The organism is Shewanella pneumatophori (assembly GCF_023283895.1).
In the GTDB taxonomy this organism is placed as follows: domain Bacteria; phylum Pseudomonadota; class Gammaproteobacteria; order Enterobacterales; family Shewanellaceae; genus Shewanella; species Shewanella pneumatophori.
This window is the reverse complement of record NZ_JAKILB010000001.1, coordinates 378,991-397,818: the sequence shown is the minus strand read 5'-3', so window position 1 is coordinate 397,818 and position 18,828 is coordinate 378,991. Positions and strand designations below refer to the sequence as shown.

At 38.5% G+C, this 18,828-nt stretch carries 14 protein-coding genes, 5 tRNA genes and 1 pseudogene; 7 read left to right on the top strand and 13 right to left on the bottom strand.

Annotation, left to right across the window (positions count from 1 at the left end; translation table 11 throughout):
* The first annotated feature begins 9 nt into the window (after nucleotides 1-9).
* Genes tusC through L2740_RS01735 form a run of 3 tightly spaced genes read left to right on the top strand, consistent with a single transcriptional unit; the run spans nucleotide 10 to nucleotide 978 of the window.
* On the top strand, nucleotides 10-366 hold the full coding sequence (gene tusC / locus L2740_RS01745; RefSeq protein WP_248948246.1) for a sulfurtransferase complex subunit TusC: 357 nt from the start codon (nucleotides 10-12) through the stop codon (nucleotides 364-366).
* Nucleotides 366-647: a sulfurtransferase complex subunit TusB gene (tusB, locus tag L2740_RS01740; protein WP_248948245.1), complete on the top strand. Its 282-nt coding sequence runs from the start codon at nucleotides 366-368 to the stop codon at nucleotides 645-647. Before tusC ends, tusB begins: the two co-directional genes overlap by 1 nt.
* 1 nt (nucleotide 648) lies before the next feature.
* Nucleotides 649-978, top strand: coding sequence for a TusE/DsrC/DsvC family sulfur relay protein (locus tag L2740_RS01735; RefSeq protein WP_248472288.1), 330 nt, complete (start codon nucleotides 649-651; stop codon nucleotides 976-978).
* Nucleotides 979-1,548: 570 nt separating this feature from the next.
* Here L2740_RS01735 and L2740_RS01730 read toward each other — a convergent pair.
* The 6 genes from L2740_RS01730 to L2740_RS01705 form a co-directional block, all read right to left on the bottom strand.
* Nucleotides 1,549-1,634, bottom strand: a tRNA-Leu gene (locus L2740_RS01730).
* A 127-nt stretch (nucleotides 1,635-1,761) separates the two neighbouring features.
* Nucleotides 1,762-1,835: transfer RNA gene (locus L2740_RS01725), tRNA-Cys, on the bottom strand.
* Nucleotides 1,836-2,686: 851 nt separating this feature from the next.
* Nucleotides 2,687-2,772 (bottom strand) — tRNA-Leu (locus L2740_RS01720).
* A 123-nt stretch (nucleotides 2,773-2,895) separates the two neighbouring features.
* A tRNA-Cys gene (locus tag L2740_RS01715) sits at nucleotides 2,896-2,969 on the bottom strand.
* Nucleotides 2,970-2,981: 12 nt separating this feature from the next.
* Nucleotides 2,982-3,057, bottom strand: a tRNA-Gly gene (locus L2740_RS01710).
* 435 nt (nucleotides 3,058-3,492) lie between these two features.
* Nucleotides 3,493-4,929, bottom strand: a complete 1,437-nt coding sequence (locus L2740_RS01705; protein WP_248470702.1) for a glyceraldehyde-3-phosphate dehydrogenase — start codon at nucleotides 4,927-4,929, stop codon at nucleotides 3,493-3,495.
* Between the two features lie 221 nt (nucleotides 4,930-5,150).
* Between L2740_RS01705 and L2740_RS01700 the strand changes: the two genes are divergently transcribed.
* Both L2740_RS01700 and gap read left to right on the top strand, forming a co-directional pair.
* Entirely contained in the window at nucleotides 5,151-5,984 is an 834-nt protein-coding gene (locus L2740_RS01700) for a DUF2989 domain-containing protein (protein ID WP_248948243.1), read from the top strand.
* A 207-nt stretch (nucleotides 5,985-6,191) separates the two neighbouring features.
* Nucleotides 6,192-7,202 carry a type I glyceraldehyde-3-phosphate dehydrogenase gene (gene gap, locus L2740_RS01695; protein WP_248948241.1) on the top strand — a complete coding sequence of 337 codons (1,011 nt, stop codon included), beginning with the start codon at nucleotides 6,192-6,194 and terminating at the stop codon, nucleotides 7,200-7,202.
* Between the two features lie 53 nt (nucleotides 7,203-7,255).
* Here gap and L2740_RS01690 read toward each other — a convergent pair whose 3' ends face one another.
* The 5 genes and pseudogenes from L2740_RS01690 to L2740_RS01670 form a co-directional block, all read right to left on the bottom strand.
* Nucleotides 7,256-8,614 (bottom strand): transporter substrate-binding domain-containing diguanylate cyclase, encoded by a 1,359-nt coding sequence (locus tag L2740_RS01690; RefSeq protein WP_248948239.1) that lies wholly within the window; start codon nucleotides 8,612-8,614, stop codon nucleotides 7,256-7,258.
* Between the two features lie 642 nt (nucleotides 8,615-9,256).
* Nucleotides 9,257-9,532: a hypothetical protein gene (locus L2740_RS01685; protein ID WP_248948237.1), complete on the bottom strand. Its 276-nt coding sequence runs from the start codon at nucleotides 9,530-9,532 to the stop codon at nucleotides 9,257-9,259.
* Nucleotides 9,533-9,698: 166 nt separating this feature from the next.
* Nucleotides 9,699-10,586, bottom strand: a complete 888-nt coding sequence (gene rimK / locus L2740_RS01680; RefSeq protein ID WP_248470872.1) for a 30S ribosomal protein S6--L-glutamate ligase — start codon at nucleotides 10,584-10,586, stop codon at nucleotides 9,699-9,701.
* Nucleotides 10,587-10,670: 84 nt separating this feature from the next.
* Nucleotides 10,671-11,078, bottom strand: a pseudogene (locus L2740_RS01675) (ATP-dependent zinc protease family protein); the annotation flags it as partial.
* Between the two features lie 314 nt (nucleotides 11,079-11,392).
* On the bottom strand, nucleotides 11,393-12,091 hold the full coding sequence (locus tag L2740_RS01670; protein WP_338056220.1) for an SDR family oxidoreductase: 699 nt from the start codon (nucleotides 12,089-12,091) through the stop codon (nucleotides 11,393-11,395).
* Between the two features lie 466 nt (nucleotides 12,092-12,557).
* On the opposite strand from L2740_RS01670, the gene L2740_RS01665 reads away from it, so the two are divergent.
* Nucleotides 12,558-13,607 carry an ecdysteroid 22-kinase family protein gene (locus L2740_RS01665; protein ID WP_248948234.1) on the top strand — a complete coding sequence of 350 codons (1,050 nt, stop codon included), beginning with the start codon at nucleotides 12,558-12,560 and terminating at the stop codon, nucleotides 13,605-13,607.
* A 352-nt stretch (nucleotides 13,608-13,959) separates the two neighbouring features.
* Here L2740_RS01665 and L2740_RS01660 read toward each other — a convergent pair whose 3' ends face one another.
* Nucleotides 13,960-14,520, bottom strand: a complete 561-nt coding sequence (locus tag L2740_RS01660) for a hypothetical protein (protein WP_338056219.1) — start codon at nucleotides 14,518-14,520, stop codon at nucleotides 13,960-13,962.
* A gap of 2,313 nt (nucleotides 14,521-16,833) precedes the next feature.
* On the opposite strand from L2740_RS01660, the gene L2740_RS01655 reads away from it, so the two are divergent.
* Complete coding sequence (locus L2740_RS01655) at nucleotides 16,834-17,886, top strand: tyrosine-type recombinase/integrase (protein ID WP_248948233.1); 1,053 nt, start codon at nucleotides 16,834-16,836, stop codon at nucleotides 17,884-17,886.
* 149 nt (nucleotides 17,887-18,035) lie between these two features.
* Here the strand turns inward: L2740_RS01655 and L2740_RS01650 are convergent, their stop codons facing one another.
* Nucleotides 18,036-18,809 (bottom strand): RluA family pseudouridine synthase, encoded by a 774-nt coding sequence (locus L2740_RS01650; RefSeq protein WP_248948232.1) that lies wholly within the window; start codon nucleotides 18,807-18,809, stop codon nucleotides 18,036-18,038.
* Nucleotides 18,810-18,828 lie beyond the last annotated feature (19 nt).

Here is an 18,828-nt window from a genome sequence, read left to right as displayed (position 1 = left end):
CGAGTCATTATGAAAAAACTGTGTATTGTATTTAAGCAAGCACCTCATGGCACAGCTCATGGGCGTGAGGGCTTAGATTTTGCGTTATTAAGCGCAAGTTTCGAACAAGAAGTTAGCTTACTCTTTACCGGAGAAGCCGTACTCACCTTACTTAAAAATCAAGATCCTGAATCTATTGGTTGTAAAGATTACATATCTACCTTAGGTGCCCTGCCTTTGTATGATATTGACACGGTACTAGTTTGCCAGGATTCGTTACTAGAACTTGGGTTAAGTCACGAGGAGTTGCGGATCTCTACCTTGGTTGCAACGAGCGATGAAGTCGCAGAGCATTTAAATCAAGTTGATGAGGTAATGGTTTTCTAATGATCTTACATCTTATTAAAGAATCACCAGCCCAAAGCCTTGCATTGACAACTTGCTTGCGCTACGTACGCAAAGACGATTGTATTTTGCTATCGGGTAATGCGGTCAATTGCTTACTTAAAGTTGAAATTATGCAGCGACTTACAGGTTATACTGTTTACGTTTCAAAAGAAGATATAGCCGCGCGCGGGCTACAGCGGTTTGTAAAAGAGATTGAACAAGTGAACTACAGTGATTTTGTAACACTGAGTCTTAAGTACGATAAAGTAATTAGTTGGTAATATGATTGAGTTTAACGGTATACAAATAGAAACAGATCATCAGGGATATTTAAAATCTGTGAGCGATTGGAGTCCTGAATTGGCGCCTGTGATTGCTGCAGAAGAAAACATTACCCTGACAGACGCTCACTGGGAAGTGGTTAACTTTGTGCGTGAGTTTTACCTTGAGTTCAAAACTAGCCCTGCAATACGCGTATTAGTCAAAGCGATCGGGCAAAAGTTGGGGGAAGATAAAGGTAACTCTAAATATCTTTACACGCTCTTTCCAGTCGGTCCCGCAAAGCAGGCCACGAAAATTGCCGGCTTACCAAAACCAGCGAAATGTATTTAAAGTAACAAAAATAACGCCCTCTTTTGAGGGCGTTATTTTTGATAGTAAAACAAAGAGCACTGCGATTAAAGCGCCAGCAGTTATTGCTTAGAACAGTTTCCTCCAACTTGATTCATGAAGTGATAGAGCTCGCCGCTAATTCCTCACTCTTAACCGAAACAACAATGGTTTAGATGATAATGGTACCCTTGGACACACCTAGACTTAGATACTTTATTTAACGAAGCCAATCTTATTAAAAGTAATCCCTTGTATATTTGTCATAGGCGTAAATACAAAAAAGCCCCCGCTTATGCGGAGGCTTTAATGATGGTACCCGTGGCCAGATTTCAACAGGCACGCACTATGTCAATGAAGAGCGCGAGGGATTTAAATTGCTTTAAATTTAAGACGTAAAAAACCAGCTAGATGGCTGGTTTGATTACATCTTCTAAATGAAGATGATACCTGTGGCAGATTTGAACTTAGATGCCTTATTTAACGAGGCCGCTCTTATTAAAAGCAATCCCTTGTATATTTGTCATAGGCGTAAATACAAAAAAGCCCCCGCTTATGCGGAGGCTTTAATGATGGTACCCGTGGCCAGACTTGAACTGGCACGCTTATTCAGCGAGGGATTTTAAATCCCTTGTGTCTACCGATTCCACCACACGGGCAAACTCTTTGATTTTGATGATACGTATTGTCGGTATCAATACTGCTTACTATCACTCGCTTATGATTAAAGCTAATATGTAAACTCACCAAACTCTTATTCTTTTCGTCATAACTCTTAAAGAATTATGGAGGCGCGACCCGGAGTCGAACCGAGATCGACGGATTTGCAATCCGCAGCATAGCCATTCTGCCATCGCGCCGTTTTGTTTCCCATCTCTTGGGAACGAGGCACACTTTACCTGAATTAAAATCTCAGTCAATAATAAATTAAATGTTTTTATTCAACTGGTTAAAACACGATCTAACAAGGTGATATATAGCCAATTGCAGCTTAAATATCGCACTAGTCGCGCTGAATGGTAGAAAAATGCCTTAGCGAAAATTTTTGCAGTATTAACGATAATTCGGACTAACCGAGCTTTCCGCCACTTACTCTGGCGAAAAACTCTATTAACCCTTATGAAATAGTTTGAACAATTTTTAATATGCTAAATATCAATCTGAGAATCAAATTACAACTGCATTTGATTTTTATAAGCGGGACTATTTTTAGGTGACCTTTTTCACCGCGCCCTGCAAATCCAATAGCCTTTTACACTAGTTTTTAACACTAGCCTCTGACAATAGACGGTTAGGCATGGGTCAATAGATAATCTGAGTTCGACAAGGTATCTATGGAGCCTGATACAAACTTGAATACAGCCCGATTATTGTTTAACAAATACCCTATGGCTCAGACAGTCACAAATCTTAGATACAAAAAAGCCCAGCATATGTGGAGGCTTTAATGATGTACCCGTGACCAGGTTGCAGCAGGCACGCACTATGTCAATGAAGAGCGCGAGGGATTTAAGTTACGTTAAATTTAAGACGTAAAAATCCAGCTCGATGGCTGGTTTGATTACATCTTCTAGATGAAGATGATCCCCATCGCCAGATTTGAACTTAGATGCCTTATTTAACGAGGCCGCTCTTATTAAAAGCAATCCCTTGTATATTTGTCTTAGGCGTAAATACAAAAAAGCCCCCGCTTATGCGGAGGCTTTAATGATGGTACCCGTGGCCAGACTTGAACTGGCACGCTTATTCAGCGAGGGATTTTAAATCCCTTGTGTCTACCGATTCCACCACACGGGCAAACTCTTTGGCTTTGATGATACGCATTGTCGGTTTCAATACTGCTTACTCTCATTCGCTTATAAAAGCTAAAAGTAAACTCACCAAATTCTTGTTCTTTTCATCATAACTCTTAAAGAATTATGGAGGCGCGACCCGGAGTCGAACCGAGATCGACGGATTTGCAATCCGCAGCATAGCCATTCTGCCATCGCGCCACTTTATTAAATTGGAGCGACATATCGGGTTCGAACCGATGACCTATACCTTGGCAAGGTATCGCTCTACCAACTGAGCTAATGTCGCATTTCAATTTAATCTGTAGTCAAGTCGATGCGTAATTCGCTTCCCCTTGACTACGGAATGGCATTCTACCGATTTACCCATCATAGTCAATCGCAGAAAAACATTTTTATGACTGTTTGATGTTAAATTCATCAAAAATAATAATATTGGCCTACATTGCTCATATCTTGTTCTGATCTGGAACTCATTAATGCTAGTTTTCCTTATAGAATGTTTTAAAACGCCGATTACAGCACGCATACCTGTTAGTCAAAGTGCCTCAAGTTAAACAATCTCAGCAGCCACAATCTTGTTTTTATATATTGATACTTTAGTTTTGTTCACTATTGATAGCAGTTTTGCAGCTGCCCTTACCTATCTAGCAGACATAAAAAAACGCCTCTTAGTTTAAGAGGCGTTTAGCGTAATAGTTATCTACCGTAATTAGCTATGCAATTAGCCAATAGGTAATGATTGGTAGTTAAGGTTAAGCATTTTCTGCATAACACCAACAACCTGACAGCTATATCCAAATTCATTGTCATACCATACATAAAGGATAGTACGGTTGCCTTCAGCAATAGTTGCTTGTGAATCAAGTACGCCAGCGTAACGAGAACCAACTAAATCGCTAGATACGATTTCAGTAGAGTCTGTGTAATCAATCTGATTTTGCAGATCTGACTGAAGTGCCATATCTTTTAGGTATTCGTTCATCTCGTGTTTATTGGTTTCACCATTTAGGTTTAAGCTAATAATAGCCATAGACACATTTGGTGTAGGAACACGGATTGCGTTACCAGTTAGCTTACCTTCAAGTACAGGTAGTGCTTTTGATACTGCTTTTGCTGCGCCGGTTTCAGTAATAACCATGTTCAATGGTGCACTACGACCACGACGGTCAGCACTATGATAGTTATCGATCAGGTTCTGGTCATTGGTATATGAGTGAATTGTTTCTACGTGACCGTTGACGATACCGTACTTATCATTAACCGCTTTTAGAATTGGCGTGATAGCGTTTGTCGTACAGCTTGCTGCAGATACAATCTTATCTTCGTCTAGGATGTCAGACTCGTTTACACCGTAAACAACGTTCTTAATCGCACCTTTAGCTGGTGCAGTAAGTAGCACTTTGCTTGCACCAGGTGATTTAAGGTGTAGACCTAAACCATCTTCGTCTTTCCAAATACCCGTGTTATCTACAACGAGTGCATTTGAAATGCCAAACTTAGTGTAATCGACTTCATCTGGAGAATTAGCATAGATCACTTGGATATAAGTACCGTTGGCGATAATTGCATTGTTTTCTTCATCTACTTCAACAGAGCCATTGAATGGACCATGAACAGAGTCACGACGAAGTAAACTTGCACGTTTTTCTAAATCACCTTTACGGCCGCCGCGTAATACAATCGCGCGCAGTCTTAATTTGTTGCTTACGCCGGTTCTTTCAATAAGAAGGCGGGCTAAAAGACGTCCGATACGGCCAAAGCCGTATAACACTACATCTCTTGCTTCTTCGGTATCTTCATGGCTGATTGCATCAGCAAGCTCACGGCTCATATAAGCTTCGATTTGGCTTGCATCTTGGTATTCGCGCCAGTAATTAACAGCTAGTTTGCCGATATCGACTTTACACTGTTTTACCGCTAACTTACTCAAAGCCTCTACAAATGGGAAGCTTTCACGTAATCTCAGTTTCTCACCAACATGGCGACGCACTAAACGGTGCGATTTAATGATTTCGATAGTAGAAGCATTTAGCAGAGGCTTGCCATAGACGACGACTTCTACACCTTGGTTACGGTATAATTTACCAAGTAACGGCTGCATAGCTTCAGCCATTTCGAAACGTTCTTGCCAACTTTGTAGGTGTTTATCAGCGCTCATTAACAGATCCTTTATCTCACTTTTCTGATTTAAATACAGAAATGTTTGAGTAACAAAAAGAAAAGACCAATAATCTAACGTTATGTAGGGTGTCTTTCCCCGTTTGGTCGGCGCCATTGTAATGAAAAGTTGGCTGTCAGGCTAGTCAGAAATTTTCTGTAACGATGTAATTTTATTAGAGAAAATCGCGTCAGGAGTCTTGTTTGAATAGAAATTTTGTAATGTTTACATCATTTTTAGGATTTGTCGGTTTTTTTGGCCTTTTAGGCTGTGAAGGCCCTTCAAATACTCAGGTTATTTGTAACAAAAATCCTGAACTTTGTGCCGATTTGCATAAAGATAGTTGGTGTAGATTTGAAAAAGGCGACTTAATTCGCAATCGCTATAAGCTAAAAAGCACTCCAACACCTTCGGGCAAGCTAATATTTGACCAGCTTGTGTATTTGGAAGATTACAATAAGTGTGTCGAATTGGCAGCAGGTGTTCAGCATATCTTACATCCTGAGCGCACTAATGACAGAGCAAGAGCTTTTGGCCTGAGTTCACAGTCATTATTTGAGCTTCAGCAAACCACCAAAAATAGTCAAGACCCTCACCTCGCCTATTATCATTGGTCACGCTTTAATGATGTAAATGCTGGGAATGTATTTTTTGCCGCAGAAAAGGCGGGGCTAATTAACGATGTAGAACTATTAGCACAACTTGCGGCGTATTACCTTAGAAGTAATCCTGAAAAGTCCAAGTCTTTATATGCACAAGTGCTTAATAGCAGTAATAAAGAAAACTTCAAACCTGATTGGTTACTTGCGCTTGCAACACTCTACCGCAACGAAAACAAACCAGAAGTGGAGTACTGGTTGTCGATGACCAATATTGTGATGACCGATGCTAAATACACCCAGTCGCATATGTTAGCGTTACTGAAGGGTAATAAAGCATTACAGCTAGATCTTGATAAAGACGCAAATGAGCTTGCTCAGCTATTGGTTTCTGGAAATTATCAGCAAAGTAAGCTAAAAATGTTGCTGGATAAAGAAACAAACCACGCAGGATAAATTAAAACTGTTTTACGCAAACATTTGGTAAGCAGTATTTGTTTTATGAAATTTGCGAATATTTGCGTAAATTCGCGATATGTGTAAAAAAATTACTTAATTTATTGCAGTAAATAGGCTTTTATCACCGATAAAACTTGACGAAGGCTGTCAATTTGGTAATTTTACTACCAGATTCTATTTAAACATTTACCAGAGGGATATGAGATGACTATCCGAGTTGCAATTAACGGCTATGGCCGTATCGGCCGCAATGTTCTACGTGCTCTATATGAAAGCGAAAAGAACTATCCTATTAAGATTGTTGCACTTAACGATTTAGGTGACGCATCAATCAATGCCCACTTAACCAAATATGACTCTGTACATGGCCGCTTCAACGCTAAAGTTGAACACGCTGATGACGCAATTTTTGTTAATGAAGATAAAATCCTTACCTTCCAAGAGCGTGATCCTTCTAAATTACCTTGGAAAGAACTAGAAGTAGATATCGTATTTGAATGTACAGGTATTTTCACTTCTAAAGAATCTGTGCAATCGCATTTAGATGCCGGTGCTAAGAAAGTTATTATTTCTGCTCCTGGTAAAAATGTTGATGCAACCGTTGTATACGGTGTAAACAACGATCTAATTACTAGTGACATGACTGTTATCTCTAACGCGTCTTGTACTACTAACTGTTTAGCGCCTTTCGCTAAGCCACTAAACGATGAAATCGGTATCGAATCTGGTCTTATGACCACGATCCACGCATACACTAACGATCAGCGTTTATCTGACGTATACCACACTGACCTACGCCGCGCTCGTGCTGCAGCAATGTCTATGATCCCAACTCAAACTGGCGCAGCTGCTGCTGTGGGCTTAGTTGTTCCTGAGTTAGCGGGTAAATTTGACGGTTTAGCCGTTCGCGTTCCAACAGTAAACGTGTCTCTAGTGGATTTATCGTTTGTTGCTGCACGTGATACAAGCGTTGAAGAAATTAACGCTATTATCGAAAAAGCAGCATCTGTTGCACCACTGAGCGAAGTGCTAGCTGTTAACCACGAGCCTTTAGTATCTATCGATTTTAACCACAATGCTTTCTCTTCTAACTTCGACGCGACACAAACTCGTGTAAATGGTCGTCTAGTTAAAGTTATGGCTTGGTATGACAACGAATGGGGCTTCAGTAACCGTATGCTTGATAACGCGGTTGCATTAATGAACGCTAAGTAATTAGCACCATTTGAAAAAGCCCAGTTTATACTGGGCTTTTTTGTGGGTGAAAGTTAAAGATTCATTGCTGACGTTTGGGCCGTTTTGAGCGTTTCAAACTCACAACGGTTACGTCCCTGCTGTTTTGCTTTATACATCAACAGATCTGCTTGCTGCATTAATGTTGAGCTGCCAACACATAAAACATCACTATGGACTCCGCCTAGACTTACGCTAATCGCTATTTCACCAATATCAGTTTGAAATTTCGTTGCTGAAATATGGTTTTGTATCTGACTTGCTAAGCGTTTAGCCTGACTAAGACTAAGGCCAACATCAAATATACTAAACTCTTCGCCACCAATACGGCCAAATGTCCCACTACTGCTTAATACGCTATTTACTCGATAAACTACGGCTTGTAATACTTGATCACCTATATGGTGGCCATACTCATCATTTACAGTTTTAAATTTATCTACATCAAAAATGAGTAAGGTTAGACTGCCTTTTTTAGCTGAAATTTGTTGTTCCAACTCGTTCATATAGAAACGGCGATTAGCAATTCCGGTTAACGGATCACTGCCAGCAAGCAGTTTTAGCTCTTGATTGGCTTTATTTAGCTCGCGGGTTCTATGTGACACTGTGCGTTTTAACTGAAAAATGTAGACTGAAACCATGCTTAGCGCTGTAACTACCATCAAAGGTAAAAGGTAGCTTGGATAAACAGTCTCTACATGTAGCCATTTACGTTGGACTCTATCAAAAGTTGCATTGTCTACTTTGTTAAAACCAGACTTTATAAAGTCCAATAGATGGGAGTTACCTTTTGCAACCGCCGGCTTCACAGATGCTGTGTATAGATGTTGAATCGGCGAAAATGCGTTTTGTTTTTTCGCGGTGTAAAGGTAGAAATTTGCAACTTGAAAGTCTGCAATAAACACATTAATTTTATTTTTGAGTGCTGCGCTAACCATTTGCTCATTGTTATCAAAACGTTCGAGCGTTGCATCTGGATGCGCTCCTTGAATAAAACTATCTTCATAACTGCCTTTTATTACGCCTAGCGCTTCTGTTTCTAAGATAGTGTCAATATCAAGGTTTAGCAGCGACTTATTAACAAAAAGCTGACCATCTAGTTTGGCTAAATTATTGCCAAAATCAAAAAATGCGGAACGTTGGCTAGACCATAATAAACCGGCGTGAACATCGGCTTTGCCCTCTCTTACAAGATCAATAGAGTCCTCCCAGTCTGTCAGTAGAAATGTAATTTTAATATGGTTTGCCTTACCAAATTCATTCCACAAATCGATAAGCAACCCACTAGGCTGTCCATTATCATCGATATAGGAAAAAGGTTTCCACGCCTTAGAGTTAGCTACAACTAAAGAGAGAGATGTATTGGGAGGATTTGAATTCGATTCATCTGCCAAGGAAAATGTACTGCAAAAAAAACAACACAATAAGCTCAAGCAAATCATTAAACGCGCACATCGTTCTAGACGCATACAGCTAACATTATAATTTTGCTGATCTTCGCTAATTAAAGCCACGAAATACAGATCCTTTGTGAATTCGTTGAACGTCTAAAAATACCATTATTACCAAAATTGAACCATCGAAAGCGCCGATTTACAGTTCGGTTCAATCAAAGGTATTAATTTTAACTAAAAATTTGACAAACTTATAAGTAAGAGATTCTACTTAGTTCGCTCGGAGCGCTAATTTTTCTGGTTATCAGTGTTAGTGTTTTGAGTCATTAGAAAGTGGAGTTTTGTAATTCGGCGAAATCTTTAATTTATGAGTATTCAAGTTTTTATACTGATTGGTATTACAACTTGTAGCGACTAATTCAGGCATTTGCAACAATCAAGCAGGCCCTAGATGATCAAACAACAGGCCGTTGCTAGCGTCGTATAAAATCTATTTAGTGTACAGCCTAGTAAAGTGAGCCAACAGCCAAGTTCTTTGCTACTGGCTTTATGTGGTCACTAATGGTTAAAGCTAAATAAAGGCTTTAAATAAGAAGTTTAAGGCTAGAAAGTCTGAGGCATTACACGTAAATAAGAGTAAGGCTAACTGCGCTTGATCCTCACCACTTTAAAGATATCCATTTCAAATCCCGCAATACCTTGTTTATCTGCGTAATATGTCATATTGACACTAGCGCCTGATAAGCTTTTATATTTTTTGGTTCGTTTAAAGGTAAATGGCGTATCGCAGTTATCTATCATAACGGTATGCAGCACCCAATCATCTTTCATTCTTTGGGTGTGTGAGCAGACTTTGACTCCTTCAGAATGGATGAGTTGGTCGTGTTTAACTAACATTTTATCCACGTTGCTTTTCACTATTTCCTCCAAAGCCAAAAAACTAAGGCTTAAAAATAGCACATCAGCGCTTTTGAGTAAAAATGATCACTCGTAATTATGTTCGACGGCAGAATTTCTGCGTAAAAAAAGCGCTTGGTTATGAATAAAACCAAGCGCTTTTTATTATCAGTGTTACTTATTAGGTTTAAGCTTCAGCTGTCCAGCCTAATTTCTTTTCAATTGATTCGATCATCGCGCCTGCAATGTCGATACCAGTAGCTGACTCGATACCTTCTAATCCAGGAGAAGAGTTGATCTCAAGTAACAATGGACCACGGCTTGAACGAATAATGTCAACACCAGCAACACGTAGACCCATAGTTTTTGCAGCTTTTATCGCCAATTGTCTTTCAGCAGCACTTACAGACACAATTGATGCGCTACCCCCCATGTGAATGTTTGCTCTAAACTCGCCAGGAGCCGCTGTACGCTCGATTGACGCAACAACCTTACCGTCGATCACAAAACAGCGTAAGTCCTTACCTTGGGCTTCTTTAATGAACTCTTGCACAAGTAGGTTAACGCGTAATGATTTAAATGCGTTAATAACACTTTCAGCAGCTTTAGTTGTCTCTGCAAGAACAACACCTTTACCTTGAGTACCTTCAAGTAACTTAACGATAAGTGGCGCGCCGCCAACCATATCGATTAGATCTTTGGTATCAACAGGTGAGTTAGCAAAACCACTTGTTGGAATATCAAGGTTGTTCTTTTGCAATAACTGTAAAGAGAACAACTTGTCTCTCGAGCGAGTGATTGCATCAGAAGTGTTTAATGCTTCAATGTTTAAACTTTCAAAGTGACGCGTTAATGCACAGCCGTAGAAAGTCATACTTGGTCTAATACGTGGGATAACGGCATCCACGTCGTTCAACACTGTACCGCCACGGTAATGAACTTCCGGAGAAGATGCATCTAACTTTAAGTAACACTGGCTGATATTTAAAAATACCATTTCATGGCCACGCTGCTCACCGGCTTCGATGATGCGTTGGTTACTGTATAAGTCTGGGTTACTAGCTAGTAGACCGATCTTAAGACCGCTCTTCTTCGCCTTTTTAACGCCATATAGAGCTTCGACTTCATTATCGTTTTGCTCACCTAAACAGAAAGACTCAGATGGATCGACTAAGGTCTTGTTGCTCATTGCTTCACGACCGAGAAGCATACGGTATCCCATGCTATCGCGATTAGTCAGCGTAAGTTCAACTTCCCAAGCATGACCACCTAATTGAATAACAGAGGCAATCACATAACGCTTTTCAGACTCACCGTTTGAGCTTTTAACATTACGGCGGTCAACAACCTTGCTTTCACATTTTAGAATGATCTTGCGACTGTTTTGTATCGGGTGAAGTTCAAATGAAACCCATGGCTCCCCTTCTCTTTTAAAAGGACGGATATTGACGGCATGGATTGATGATGTTCTGGCGCCAGAGTCTACTCTAGCTTTAATTGCAGGAACACCAAGAGCAGGGAATGCACACCACTCTTCACTTCCGATAATAAACTTATTGTCGCTCATTACAATTCTTCCAGTTAAGTTAAATTAAGGAGCGCGAAAGTACTCCTTTTTTCAGCAGATGCAAACTAAATTTTAGTTATTTTCTACAAACGGATAGGATTTTGCCTAAAATCCTGAAAACTGAGACCTCTGTCGTCATTTTTTAGACGTATAAACGTCTGACAGCACAATGAAAACAGCTTGAGATTTAGCCTACCAAAAATATTGAAACTACGAAAGTTTGTGCAAAATTAAGCCAAATATTCAAGGTGAAAGTCTATTTGGGATTGCTCATTTTTGTCTACCAAAAATCAACTCTAATAATACTAGTACAGTTACCAAGGAATCGTCTTACCTTGGTAGTCGATAAAACTGCCGCTTTGTTCAAAAGATAGCTTATCTATGACCTGCATCATTCCTTGCACTGATGTTTCAGTATCAATAAGAGCATTAGGACCGCCCATGTCTGTTAATACCCACCCTGGATGCAAAGCAACCGATTTTACGCCGTCAGTGGCTAAATCAATGGATAAACTTTTCACTACGGCGTTTAACGCAGCCTTAGAAGACCGGTAGTAATAGCCACCACCGCTGCCATTATCCGCCATGCTCCCCACTTTAGACGAGATAAATGCTAAAGTGCAACCTTGTGTAAGATTGAGCTTCGGATAAAGTAAGTTAGTGATAAACAAAGGCCCAAGTGTATTTATCTCTAACACTTTGCGCCACTCTCCAAGGTTTACCTGACCAAAGCTAACGCCTTTCGGACCATAGTAACCAGCGTTATGAATCACTAGATCAAATGACTCTTCAGGCAAATTAAGCGAATCAAGGCTTATGTTATCAAGCTCATCCAAATCCAACTTCACAATGGTAAGCTTTTGATAAACGGACTTAAGTGATAGTAACTTGTCGGCATCATTTGGCGACCGGCAGCAGGCTGTCACTTGCCAACCCGCCGACAAATAGGCTTTTACAAACGTAAGGCCGATACCTCTATTTGCGCCAGTAATTAAAAGGTGCTTTCTCAACACTAAACTCCTTTTTACTCTTCCATCAATTGTTAATAAATGCGCTTTGATTCAATTACTAAAGTTAGCGTTAGACTTTAACTTATTTGAATTACTGTTTTCTAGGTTTACTGTTACAGGATCCTTAAATTTGCAAATATCCTAAGAAGTATGTTGAGTAACGCACAAATATGACGCTCAGTTCTAATACTTACGCTAATTTAAGGAATGGTTTGAATCCTCTTTACTACTTACTACTCTATTGGATAAAAGCTACAACAAAATGATAAAATAACGGCGGTAAAAACCAGTAAAAGCATGATATTAAGCCATAAAACGTAGCTAAGATGTTCTCGAAAACGCTAGCAGGCAAAAAGATAGAATGGAAAACTTGGTAAACTGTAATTAGTTGATTTGCTTTTAATATCCTATATAGTAATCAGCGACCGATAGCTAATAAAACAGAATTTTGTAAGGCATTGTTATAACGATGAATAAAGTCGACATAGACGCCATAATCGGAGATTTAATTGGGTCAGGCATTTGTCGTAAGTCCGAGGTAGTCCAAACGCTTTGGTCTGGATACGGAGAAATTTCTCGTTTTAGCGTTGGGCCCAAATTAAGCGCATCGCCCTCTTCGACTCAATCTTTCATCGTTAAAACAATTGTACCTCCAGAGAACATCCATCACCCACGAGGTTGGGCTAATGAAATTTCTCATAAGCGAAAACTACGCTCCTATGAAGTAGAGACGAATTTTTATCGAAATTGGGCTCAACAGTGTGACGATCAATGCCGCGTACCAAAACTTCTGGCTGAATATGGTTTTAGTGGCGCGCCGCAGGAGCAATCTCGCTCTAACAATATCAAAATGATAATAATGAGTGATCTAGATGCTGATGGTTTTGATAACAGAGCTGATACATTGACCGTCAAGCAGACCAAGGTTGTTTTAGGTTGGCTTGCGCATTTTCATGCAAAATTCATCGAGCTGGATGATACCAAGGCACGGCATGACTTGTGGCCTATTGGTAGCTATTGGCATCTTGAAACTAGAAAGCAAGAATTCGATGCGATGCCTGATTCAAGTTTAAAGCTATTGGCGGAAAAAATAGATAAGCTACTGAATAACTGTAAGTATAAAACGATTATTCATGGTGATGCTAAAGTTGCCAACTTCTGTTTTAATGCTGATTACACCGATGTAGCTGCAGTCGATTTTCAGTATGTTGGCAGTGGCATTGGTGTTAAGGACGTTATTTACCTCCTAGGAAGCTGTTTAACTGAAAGCCAATTAGTGAATAGTTTTGACACTTTAATGAATGAATATTTTCAATCTCTTACCCTGGCGATTCAGTTATATCATCCAGATCTCAACGCAAAAAGTATTGTTGATGAATGGCTTGATCTTGTTGATATAGCATGGGCAGACTTTGAAAGGTTTTTGGTTGGCTGGGCGCCATCACACCCCAAAAGAAATGGTTTTAGCCAAACCATCACCGACAGGGCGTTAGCTCAAATAATTGATAACAATCTCTAACGCTTATCAGCCTTTCAATCATTTTCTTGTTGAAGCAGAACTTACGATTTCTACAATTCAAAAAAGCGATACTATGTGAATCGCTGATATAAATAATAGATTTTGTAACAGGGGGGGACCTGGTTTCCTCTAGTGGGATAATTGAATAATCAGATATTAAACGACTAACCTTTAATCTAAAGTTAGCTAAATCCATTTTGCTAACTTAGATCATCAATTGCTTAACCTAACTCTTATTTAGCTTTAGATTAATGCCACTTGAAAAGGCGCATTATGAAACGCTATTTTAAAAACTCCCTTCATATACCATTAATTTTAAAGGATTTTTGTTGTGAAGATATAGGATGTTATATTACTCTAACATGTCAGCGGCATAACTGGCTTGATCACTTAATAAACTATCGATAGCCTGGTCAAAAGTATCGATTTGGTTAATGGCCATATATTCTTTTAAACGAATGACCAAGTCATTACTGATCTCAATATGGGATTTTTTCTTTCTCTTTTTTATCTGAGAAAGCTCCTTTCTTACCATTCGCCAACCGTAGTCACTAAAATATAAATTTAATAGTTTGTTGGTATCATTAAGTTCTGCTGCGACTGATGGGCTGTGTTTTCTTTTTTTATTTAAAACCGAAAGGCTTTCACTTAGACTAATGTAAAGTTGGCTACGTTGCTCTTCGCTTGGTAAATCTACAAACCATTCACGTCTAGCTGAAATTGAAGTTAATGGGATCAATCGATAAATTAATGGTAATGCAAAAACCAATTCCTCTGATTCAAGAAGTTTCAGTTTTCGTCCAGCCTTCGGAGCAGATAAGTGGTAGCACCAGCTATTATCGAATTCACTGCAAGTAGCGCTTTCACTATTCGAATGCATAAGTTTTACATCTGAGGTTTCTACCTGGTCCATTAGCCTGTTCTACTCTTATCTAGTTTAAATGGTTACACCATATATAATGGGGATTATTTCAAAATCGAATCGATTAGTCTAGCTAAGCATCTAAAAATTAACAGTTTAAATTAAAGTTGGTTTTCTCAAATTTAGATTTAGAATGTATGGTTAAACCATTTACTGTACGTCAGATTATAATACTTGCTAGAACTAACCAATCATTAGAGCAGTTTATATAGTGGTTCACATAGTCCCTAACATGGCTATTCCAGCCAAACTTGCCAGATTACTTTGAAACAAACTACAGCTTTTCAATAAGCAAGTTGTTACATACAAAGTCTCACATATAGGTTCTTGTATGTAACCTATTTATACAGCCCTATTTCATACAATGCCGTTAAAGTGTTAGATTGACCGCGGTTATGCAAAAAGTGATTTTCGATGATTAACTCTTTAGTTCAGGTGTCTTGATGGTTACGAACACGCTAAGATTTTATAGAATGTAAATGCATGATTTTATATTCAATACTCAATACTCAATACAGAGTGTCATCAACTTCTAGAATTTCTAAACATTTAATAACTAAAATGAAGAATTAAGGCACTGCTTGCTCGTTAAACTAGATGCCAGTATCTGACTGGGTTATCACTTGCTTTTACTATTAATTACTTTTCTGCTGTTCTGTTATTTCTATTCGTGCAATTTCTAACTGACTTTTTGAAATAGGTTTAGTTATATCTTAACTAGATTAACTCTCCCCTTTTTCATTGCTCGAATAGTCTAATTTCGGTTCTGGCTTTTAGCTCTTTAGCATTAGCTTGTAGTTATTTAGATAGGTCGGATGTGCTTGGTGTTTTTTGAATAGAGCTTATTATATGGTTATACCAAACTTTAATATTTTTATTATATCGTGGTTCATTGTATTAAGTAAGCAACTAGCACGCACAAATTTCAGTGCAAATATTGTTCAAAGTCATACTGTTGTGTCTGTAATAACAGCAGTTACCGGCACTGAGGCTAGTAATTATTAGCCTAAGGATGGCTATTACAAGATAAATTTGTAATTTTTGCAGTAACTTGGCCAGTTGAGTTAACGTTAAACTCTGTTACATTATGGCCGTACTATTCTTAAAATCAGCATTTTTCAAATAAATTTTTTAAACACGGTTTTGCTAAATTAAGCTTAAAGTAAAGCATAGCTTCAGAGTTGTTTCTTGTTTAATCATGGACAGCTAATGCTACAGAGATCCGATAATTCCAGAACACCCAAAACCTAGCATCGCTTAGCTAATGTAAATGATGATTATCAAAGCTAAATTACCCTACCCATTCACCTTTATCTCTCTAACTTTTACTGGACTTAATTTTAAACGGATAACTTTTAATCGGTCTAGAATTTAGTAACTTTGAGTACTCAAGTTTTAAGTTCAATATTTCTATACTTTCTACTCAAGTCCTCAAGTTGTTTTAGTGCTATCACTGTAAGTTAATATTTCCGAGCAGATCATATATTAGAGTGATACTGTACTCACTAAAGAACTTCAAAAAACAGGTTTTTAGCCACCTTTAGCATGGTATAACCACAGTTAAATTATTCTTGATTAACACTACAATTCCCCCTGAATATCCTCATAGCGACGCATTAGCAAATATTCTTAACGGAAGTGTTTAGGTTAAAAAATCAGCAAACCCTTATCATAAAGCGTAAAGTGCTACATAGTATGGTGTCACCATTTAACTATAATTCCAGTTGGCTACTCAACTTTAGTCACACTAAGGACAAAATAGCCGAGTAAAAATCACCACAAATTGTCTATAAAACCATCATAATTTAAAACCGAGACTGAATCCTTATTTGCTTAACTGAAGAAAGCCCTTCTAAATTTTAACTTTGCTGTCTATCTAGTAGCTCATGTTTTGTATGAATATCGTGCAAAAACTGGCTTAATGATCAAATAGACGTCTCTACCAGTGATAATGACGATTATCACTGGTAGAGATAAGCGATTTTAAGTAAAATATCGGCTAGTATTAACGGCTTAACACCGAGTTGTGCTAGATTTTTAAGCTTTTTTGGGATACTAAAAATTAGTCATGTTATATAAGAGTGGCTATTTGAATTAGCTCAGATCGTAAAAATCCAATTATCTGTAGAAATTATCCAGCTCTATTTCAGTTTGTTTAGCGATAGAAAACGTCAAGTTATTGCTTAAATCACAGGTTTAAACGGCCAATATAAAACTATGAAAATAGGCCTTTTAACTTTATGGCACACACCGATAAATCGGCTAATAACGTAATAGCGCAAAATTGTAATTAAAAAAGGCAGTATGAACGAACTGACTCAATTTAATAGTGCATTAGTAACTAAGCAACAATCAGCACACGATTCTAATGAAAAGTTTTTCCAAGAAAATCAGTTACCTTTATCGATTCTTGATGATTACAAAAGTGCTGCCAGTGAAACACAATATGAGATCTCGGCCAATACACGCCGGGCCTATCAATCTAGTTTTACTATTTTTAAAAACTATTGTGACCAACATAATCTGAGTGCCCTACCCGCTGACCCTAGAAGTGTTATTTCCTTTATCGGTCATCAAAAAGAAATTTATCAAGAGAAAAACGGCCACCAGCTTTCAAAGCAAACAATTAACTCACGATTAGCGGCGATAAGATTTTTCCATATTCAAGCCGCACATCATTCACCCACAGAACACCCTTTGGTGATCAGGGTGATGCGTGGTCTAATGCGTAATCAATATCGACATACATCTGATTATGATCAGCAACCAATCACTTATGATGAATTAGAAATGTTACTTGCGATTATCGATCAGCAACCACAGGAGTTAACCCGATTAAGAGATAAAGCTATTTTACAGTTGGGCTTGCAAGGTGGCTTTAGACGTTCAGAGCTAGCAGAAGTAAAAATTGAACATATTAGTTTTTTAAGAGATAAGTTAAAAGTCAGAGTTCCCTACTCAAAAAGCAACCAACAAGGCCAACGCGAATGGAAAGATCTTCCCAAGCATGAGCTTTTTTCTGCGTATGATGCGGTGCAACTTTGGTTAAATGCGACCAAATTAAAGCAAGGGCACCTATTTAGATCCCTTAGTCGCGATGGTAATTCCATTCGTGACTATCAAATTACTCAAGGTAAAGCCGGTAAAGGTTTTTTGAAAGGCGACGATATTTATCAAATGATTAAAAAGTATTGTGATAAAGCCGGACTAAATTCTCAATTTTTTGGCGCCCATAGTTTACGAAGCGGTTGTGTTACCCAGCTACATGAAAATGATAAAGATCACTTATATATCATGGCTAGAACTGGTCACACGGATCCACGATCCTTACGTCACTACTTAAAACCAAAAGACTAAATCATTAATATTAACGATTTAGTTAGACGTTCCGCTTAAGTTTATTAATACAAATTAAAGTGAAAAGCGTTACATTATCGACCCTTATGTTTGCCTTGGTGCCTAGATTTAATACTTACATTAATGATGCAAATAAGTCCTACCATGGCTTAAAAGGGACAAGGACAATTTGCAAAAATCCGTTCTCCCGTAATGGGATGGTTAAACTCTAGTCGCGTAGCATGTAGCATTAGTCGAGGTGCAACTTGATAAGAATAAGCGTCGCCATATAAGTCACAACCGATAATGGGATGACCAATATTGTGAGTATGGATTCTAAGTTGGTGAGTGCGCCCAGTTTCAGGGATCAACTCTACCCGACTTATAGTTGTAAAGTCTTTATGCGCCTGTTTTTTTTCACCATGATTTTCTCTGAGATTATTCAATCTACTTTCACAATTTTGGTTAGAATAAACCTCTTCACCAATTAGCCGATAAATGGATTTTGCCGGTTTCCCCTCCAACAAACAGATCTTCATCTTCGGAAAATTAGGCTTATCTTTAGCTATTGGCGCCTCGATAACACCTTGTTGTTTGGTCAATTTCCCTAACAATAGTGCGGTATAAGTTTTATCTACGCTTCGCTGGCTGAACTGTTTACACAATAACGCATTGATCTGTTTATTTAATGCGATCACCATTAGCCCTGAAGTCCCCAGATCTAACCTATGCACTAAAGTGCAAGTAGGAAACATTTTCACTAGCCGGTGGTGAACTGAATCTAAGTTTGCCGGGTGCTTACCAGAGAGTGACAACAAACCAGATGGCTTATTGATTAATAAAATATGTTCATCTTGGAACAAGATTTTTATTTCTTCAAAGCAAGGAGGCGCAATAAAGTCATCTGCAGCTGAAGCAAGATATGATGAATTAGAGTTAGACACGACTACAAACTCAAGTGAA